This is a genomic window from Streptomyces sp. URMC 123 (assembly GCF_051386515.1).
Classification (GTDB): domain Bacteria; phylum Actinomycetota; class Actinomycetes; order Streptomycetales; family Streptomycetaceae; genus Streptomyces.
In genome coordinates, this window is the sequence record NZ_JBPQTV010000345.1 from 1 (window position 1) to 6,591 (window position 6,591).

At 74.7% G+C, this 6,591-nt stretch carries 3 protein-coding genes; all 3 read left to right on the top strand.

Annotated elements, in window-relative coordinates; all coding sequences use genetic code 11:
- The coding region (locus ACSNOD_RS26760; RefSeq protein ID WP_436769632.1) for a glycoside hydrolase family 65 protein at positions 1 to 2,310 on the top strand (2,310 nt) is incomplete at its 5' end.
- Positions 2,311 to 2,577: 267 nt separating this feature from the next.
- Positions 2,578 to 4,005, top strand: a complete 1,428-nt coding sequence (locus ACSNOD_RS26765; RefSeq protein ID WP_436769634.1) for an NAD(P)/FAD-dependent oxidoreductase — start codon at positions 2,578 to 2,580, stop codon at positions 4,003 to 4,005.
- 273 nt (positions 4,006 to 4,278) lie between these two features.
- Positions 4,279 to 6,498, top strand: a complete 2,220-nt coding sequence (locus ACSNOD_RS26770; protein WP_436769633.1) for a hypothetical protein — start codon at positions 4,279 to 4,281, stop codon at positions 6,496 to 6,498.
- Positions 6,499 to 6,591 lie beyond the last annotated feature (93 nt).

Consider the following 6,591-nt stretch of genomic DNA (forward strand, 5'->3'; position numbering starts at 1 on the left):
GCCATGGCCCCGGCAGCCGCCGGGGCCATGGCGACCCCCGGCGCCCTGACGACCGCCACCCTCACCGCCACCGACGAGCCCTCCCCCTGGCTCCACCCCGACACCCACGAAATCCTCGATCACCGCCTGACCCTCGATCTGCTCGGCGGCACCCTCCGCCGCCGCACCCGCTACCGCCTCCCCGACGGCAGGACTCTCCGCGTCGAACAGCACCGCCTGGTGCACATGGGGGACCCGCATCTCGCCGCCCTGCGCACCGAGTTCACCGCGGAGGGCTGGTCCGGGGAGCTGGAAGTGGAGTCCGCCCTCGACGGTGACGTGACCAACAGCGGCGTCGCGCGCTACAGGGACCTCGACGGGCGCCATCTGACGCGGGTCCGGGTCGGCGGCCGCGAGCCGGACACCGTATGGCTGGGCTGTCGCACCAGGACCTCCGAGGTCAGGATCGGCATGGCCGCCCGCACGGTGGCCCACCACGGCGACACCGCACCCGGCGCCGGGACCGGCGCCCCCGGCCCCCGGACGGGCCGCCTCGGCTCCAGGACGTCCCACGCCTACGGCTCCGCCGCCGTCGCCCCCGGAGCCGCCGACGTCCGCTCCGAGATCCGCCCGGCCGCGCCCCGCGCCGTCCACGTCCTCACCGTGCCGATCGCGCCCGGCCGCCCCGTGGTCGTCGACAAGACCGTCGCCCTGTACACCTCCCTGGACGCCGCCACCAGCGATCCGCTCCAGGCCGCCTGCGACCATGTGACCCGCGCCCCCACCTTCGACCGGGTGCTCGCCACGCACCGTACGGCGTGGGAACTGCTGTGGCGGCGGGCGGAACTGGATGTGCCGGGCGAGGCCGGGCTCATTCTGCGGTTCCACCTCTTCCACGTGCTCCAGACGCTCTCGCCGCACACCGCGGAACTGGACGTGGGGGTGCCCGCCCGGGGGCTGCACGGCGAGGCGTACCGGGGGCACGTCTTCTGGGACGAGCTGTTCGTGCTGCCCTACCTCAACCTGCACTTCCCCGAGGTCTCCCGGGCCCTGCTGACCTACCGCCACCGGCGGCTGCCGCAGGCCTGCCGCGCCGCCGCCGACGTGGGGCGCTCCGGCGCCATGTACCCCTGGCAGAGCGGCAGCGACGGGCGCGAGGAGACGCAGCAACTGCACCTCAACCCGCGCTCCGGCCGCTGGATGCCCGACCACTCGCGGCTCCAGCACCACGTGGGGTCGGCCGTGGCGTACAACGTCTGGCAGTACTGCGAGGCGAGCGGCGACACGGAGTTCCTGCACACCCAGGGCGCGGAGATGCTGCTCCAGATCGCCCGGTTCTGGGCGGACTCGGCGGTGTACGACGCGGCGCACGGCCGCTACAGCATCCGCGGCGTGGTGGGCCCGGACGAGTACCACGAGGCGTACCCGGACGCGGAGACCCCGGGGCTCGACGACAACGCCTATACGAACGTCACGGCCGCCTGGGTGCTCGCGCGGGCCCTGGACGTGGTGCGGGACCTGCCCGAGCCGCGGCGGGTGGAGCTCTTCGAACGCGCCGGGCTGCTCGACGAGGAACTCGCCCACATGGACGAGGTCTCCCGGCGGCTGCGGGTCCCCTTCCACCAGGGCGTGATCAGCCAGTTCGACGGCTTCGGCGAACTCGCGGAGCTGGACTGGGAGCGCTACCGCGCCCGCTACGGGGACATCCGCAGGCTGGACCGCATCCTGGAGGCCGAGGACGACTCGGTCAACTGCTACCAGGTGTGCAAGCAGGCCGATGTGCTGATGCTCGGCTATCTCTTCTCGCCCACCGAGCTCGCCGGCCTCTTCGACCGGCTCGGCTACGCCCTGGACGACGAGACCTGGCACCGGACGGTGGACTACTACCTGCACCGGACCAGCCACGGCTCCACCCTCAGCGGGCTGGTGCACGGCTGGGTCCTCGCCCGGGTCCGCCGGGCCGAGGCCTGGCGCTTCTGCCAGGAGGCGCTGGCCGCCGACGTGGCCGACATCCAGGGCGGCACCACGGCCGAGGGCATCCACCTGGGCGCCATGGCCGGGACCCTGGACCTGGTGCAGCGCGGGCTCACCGGCCTGGAGACCCGGGCGGGCGCCATCTGGCTGGACCCGGTGCCGCTGCCGGAACTGTCGGAGTTCGGTTTCTCCCTGCGGTATCGGGGGCACTGGGGCATCGGCGTGCGGATGCGGGCCGGGCGGGTGCAGGTGACCGTCCCCACGTCGTCGGAGCTGCCCGTCACCTTCGCGCTCGCCGACCACGAGGTCACCGTGCCGCCCGGCGAGTCGACCTGGCTGCACCTGCCGTCCTCCTGACGGTCCGCCGGGAAACCGCCCGGAGACCGCAAGGAGACCGCACGGGGGCCCGCAAGGAGACCGCCCGGGGGCCCGCAAGGAGACCGCCCGGAGGCCGTACGGGGGCCACCCGGCGGCGGCCCACCGGGGGGCCGGCCGACGTACCGAGGCTTCCACCGGCGCCCTCCCGGCCCGCGGGCGCCGTTGCGCCACCCCGGACCCGCCGTGTCACCCTTGATCGGATCTCGCGCCGCCGAGCCGTGAGGAGCGCCCGCCGTGGTACCACCGATGCATCCCTCCGGCAGCGCGCCACGGCCCCGTAGGGCCGTCGTCCTCGGCGCCGGGTTCGCCGGAACCCTGGCCGCCGCCGTGCTCGCGGACCACGCCGACGAGGTCACCGTCGTCGAGCGGGACCGGCTGCCGACCGCCGGGACCCCCGCGCCCCGGCCCGGACTGCCCCAGGCCCGCCACGCCCATCTGCTGTGGGCGGGCGGCGCCAGAACTGTCGAGGCCCTGCTGCCGGGCACGGTCGAGCGCTGGCTCAGCGCGGGGGCCCGGCGGGTCTCCCTGCCCACAGGACTGGTGACGCTCTGCCCCCAGGGCTGGCTCCGCCGGTGGCCCGAGATGCAGTTCACCATCGCGTGCAGCCGCGATCTGCTGGACGCCGTCCTGCGCGACGAGGCGCTCGCCCGCCCGCAGATCACCGTCCTCGACGGCACCATGGCCGAGGGGCTGCTCGGCGACGCCCGGCGCGTCACGGGGGTCCGCGTACGGGACCGCACCACCGGCGCGCCGCGCGAGCTGGCGGCCGATCTGGTGGTCGACGCCACAGGACACGCGTCCCGGGCCGCGCGATGGCTGACGGCCCTCGGGCTGCCGGCCGCGCGGGAGGAGACGGTCGACCCCGGACTGGCGCACGCCACGCGGGTGTTCCGGGCGCCCGCCGGCACCGAGAACTTCCCCGTCGTCCATGTGCACCCCGACGCCGGCCGCCCCGAGCCGGGTCGGGGCGCGACCCTGGTCCCCATCGAGCACCACCAGTGGCTGGTCACCCTGCACGGCACCCGGGGCGGCCATCCGCCGCGGGACGCCGAGGGGTTCGCCGCCTTCGCCCGGCGGCTCCCGCACCCCGTGGTGGCCGATCTGATGGAACAGGCCCGTCCGCTCACCGACGTCCAGATCACCCCGGGCACGGCCGACCGCAGAACGGCCTTCGAGCGCCTCGCCCGCTGGCCCCGGGGGTTCGTGGTGCTCGGCGACGCGGTGGCGGACTGCAACCCCGTCTACGGCCACGGCCTGACCGTGGCGGCCCGCGGGGCGGCGGCGCTGCGGGAGGCGCTGCGCCGCGGGGGGCTCGACGATCCCGCCCTGGGCCGGCGGGTGCAGCGGGCGGTGGGCCGCGCCGTGCGCACCCCCTGGAACCTGGCCAGCGGTCAGGACATCCGCTACCCCGGGGCCGTCGGCGACCGGCCGCCCCTGACGGCCCGGGCCGCCCGGCGCTATCTCGACCGGCTGGTGCTCGCCGCGACCGGCCGACCCACCGTCGCCCGCGCCCTGTTCGACGTCATGACGCTCTCCGCGCCGCCCGGCGGACTGCTCCGCCCCGCGGTGCTCACGGGCGTGGTCCGCGGCCCCGGCCGGCCGCCGCTGAGCCGCCCACCGCTCACCACCGCCGAGTGGGGCTTCCAGCCCCGCCCGCACCGGCGTTCCCTGTGAGGGGGCAGCGGCCCGTGGGACCGCCGCGACCGGCGGAAACGCCCCTCGGCACCGGAGCGCGGCCCTCCGCGGCGGGACGGAGGACTCCGCCGCGCGCGCCCCGCCGCCCGTGTGAACAAATCAGCACAACCGCGCATTGACACGACCTCGCGAACACTGCGAGTTTTCTCCTGCGCGATGTCCTCCTGGCCGGCCAGGTATCCGGCGGCGCCTCTCGCCACCGAGCGCGCCATCGCTGAATGACGCATTCATGTGATCGGAGTACCCGCCACCATGTCCATACGTGCTGACGACCCCACGGCCGCCGCCGGTCCCTCGGCGATGGCGTGGGCCACCATGCCGTCGGCGACCGACATCACCGTCCCCGGAGCGCGGACCGCCCCGGGAGCGGGAGAGCGGCACGAAGGGCCCCGCACCGAGACCGGCACGGCCCCCACGGGCGCCGCGGTGGCGGCCGCGGACGCCACCGCGCCGACCGGGCCCGCCGCGGCTGCCCCCACCCCCGTCCACGGCCGCTACCGCGGCGCCGGGGCGGGCTTCGAACTCGAGCTGCGCGTCGACATCGACGGCAGCCGCCCGCTGCACAAGCTCAGCGGCGACGTCTTCGCCACCAGCGGCGCCACCACCGGCTACTTCGGCTCCTTCGTCGTCCACGCCGTCGCCGTCACCCGCACCCCGGACCACGTGGTCGTCACCGGCGAGGGCGAGTTCGGCTGGGCGGCGCGCTACCCCGTGGTGCGGGTCGTCATCCCCCTCGTCCCGGGGGAGGGGCCGCGCGCCGCGGCCACCGTGCAGTTCCTCGACGCCCCCCGCCGCCCCGGCGCGAGCTACCTCTGCCCCTTCGTGTCGCCCTACTTCCGTACGGTGCAGTGGGAACAGGACTCCGTCGTCGGCAAGGTGCCCTTCGTCTCCTACGACACCGGCTCGCTGCCCCTGCCGCCCGGCACCCCGGCCCGCACGCTCACCGTGCCCGCCGCCTACGCCGACGCGGGGCTGGAGCTGATGTCGGCGGGCACCCCCAATGTGCTCGCCGAGAACGCCGACGGCTGGACGGACGGCGAACTGCACGGCGCGATGTGCGACAACTTCAGCCTCTGGAAGGACCTGCCGCAGTGGAAGGTCTGGCTGCTCGTCGCCGGCGCCTACGAGGGCAACCCCGGCGTCCGCGGCATCATGTTCGACTACCACGACACCTTCCAGCGCCAGGGCTGCGCCGTCTTCTACGACGCCATCAAGGGCACGGACCCCGACGCCCAGCGCTCCCAGCTGCGGACGTACGTCCATGAACTGGGCCATGCCTTCAACCTGATGCACTCGTGGCAGAAGAACCTCTCCGAGCCCCCCGCGCCCCTCGGCCCCAACCAGGGGTTCGGCGACCTCTCCTGGATGAACTACCCCCACAAGTACAACCCCGGCGGGGGCGCGCCCTCCGGTGACGCGGCCTACTGGGCGAACTTCCCGTTCCGGTTCACCGACGACGAACTCGCGCACCTGCGGCACGGGTTCTACCGGGACGTGGTCATGGGGGCCGGCGCGTTCGGCGCCGGGGCCCGGGACATCGCTCCGGAACTGTTCGAGGAGCCGATCGCCGACGAGTCCGGGCTGCGGCTGGAGCTGCGTGCCAAGCCGGCCCACGAGTTCGGGGAGCCGGTCGTCGTCGAGCTCAAGCTCCGCACCACCGATCTGCGCGGCCGCACCACGCACGCCTTCCTGCACCCCAACAACGACCTCGTCAGCATCGCCATCCGGCAGCCCTCCGGCCGTACGGTCGTCTTCCGGCCCCTGATGCGCCGCTGCGTGGACGAGGACCTCACCGTGCGCCTGGACACCTCCCGGCCCGCGGTCTACACCAGCGCCTACATCGGCTACGGGCGCGACGGGCACTACTTCCAGCAGCCCGGCCGCTACACGCTGCGCGCCGTCTACCTCGCCTCCGACGGCTCGCGCGTCGTCTCGCCCGCCCTGCGCCTGACCGTCCGGCACCCGCAGTCCCGCACCGACGAACACGTCGCGGAACTGATGATGGGCGAGGAACAGGGCACGCTGCTGGCGCTCCTGGGCTCCGACTCGCCCGCCCTGCGGGCGGGCAACGACGCGCTCCAGGAGGTCGTCGAGCGCCACGCCAAGCACCCCCTCTCCGTCTACGCCCGCATGGTCAAGGGCCTGAACGCCGAGCGCGACTTCAAGAGCCTCGGCGCCGGACGGCGGCTGACCGTGCGCCCCGCCGACACCAAGGAGGGCATCCAGCAACTCGCCCCCGTGGTCGACGCGTCCGTCCAGGGCAAGGGACTGGACAACATCACGCTCACCATGGTGATGTGCCGCCTGGCCCGCGCCGAGGCCCGACAGGGAGACCTCGAACAGGCCCACACCGTGCTCGACCGGATGACCCAGCACTTCAGCGGGCAGCGGCTCACCCCGCACGTCGTCGACGCCATCCGTGCCCAGGCCGAGGCGACCAAGGCGGACCTCGCCGCCGCGTACGGGGCCTGACCGCTGGGGCGGGGGACCGCTCGCGCGGCGGCAGGGCCACGCGGGCGGCCCCTCGACACGCCCGCCCACGCCCCCCGGCGTTCGACACACGCC

Bases quoted from the DNA above. Each gene is read 5' to 3' on its own strand.
- ACSNOD_RS26765 (WP_436769634.1), top strand. From the start codon at position 2,578: ATGCATCCCTCCGGCAGCGCGCCACGGCCCCGTAGGGCCGTCGTCCTC.
- ACSNOD_RS26770 (WP_436769633.1), top strand. From the start codon at position 4,279: ATGTCCATACGTGCTGACGACCCCACGGCCGCCGCCGGTCCCTCGGCG.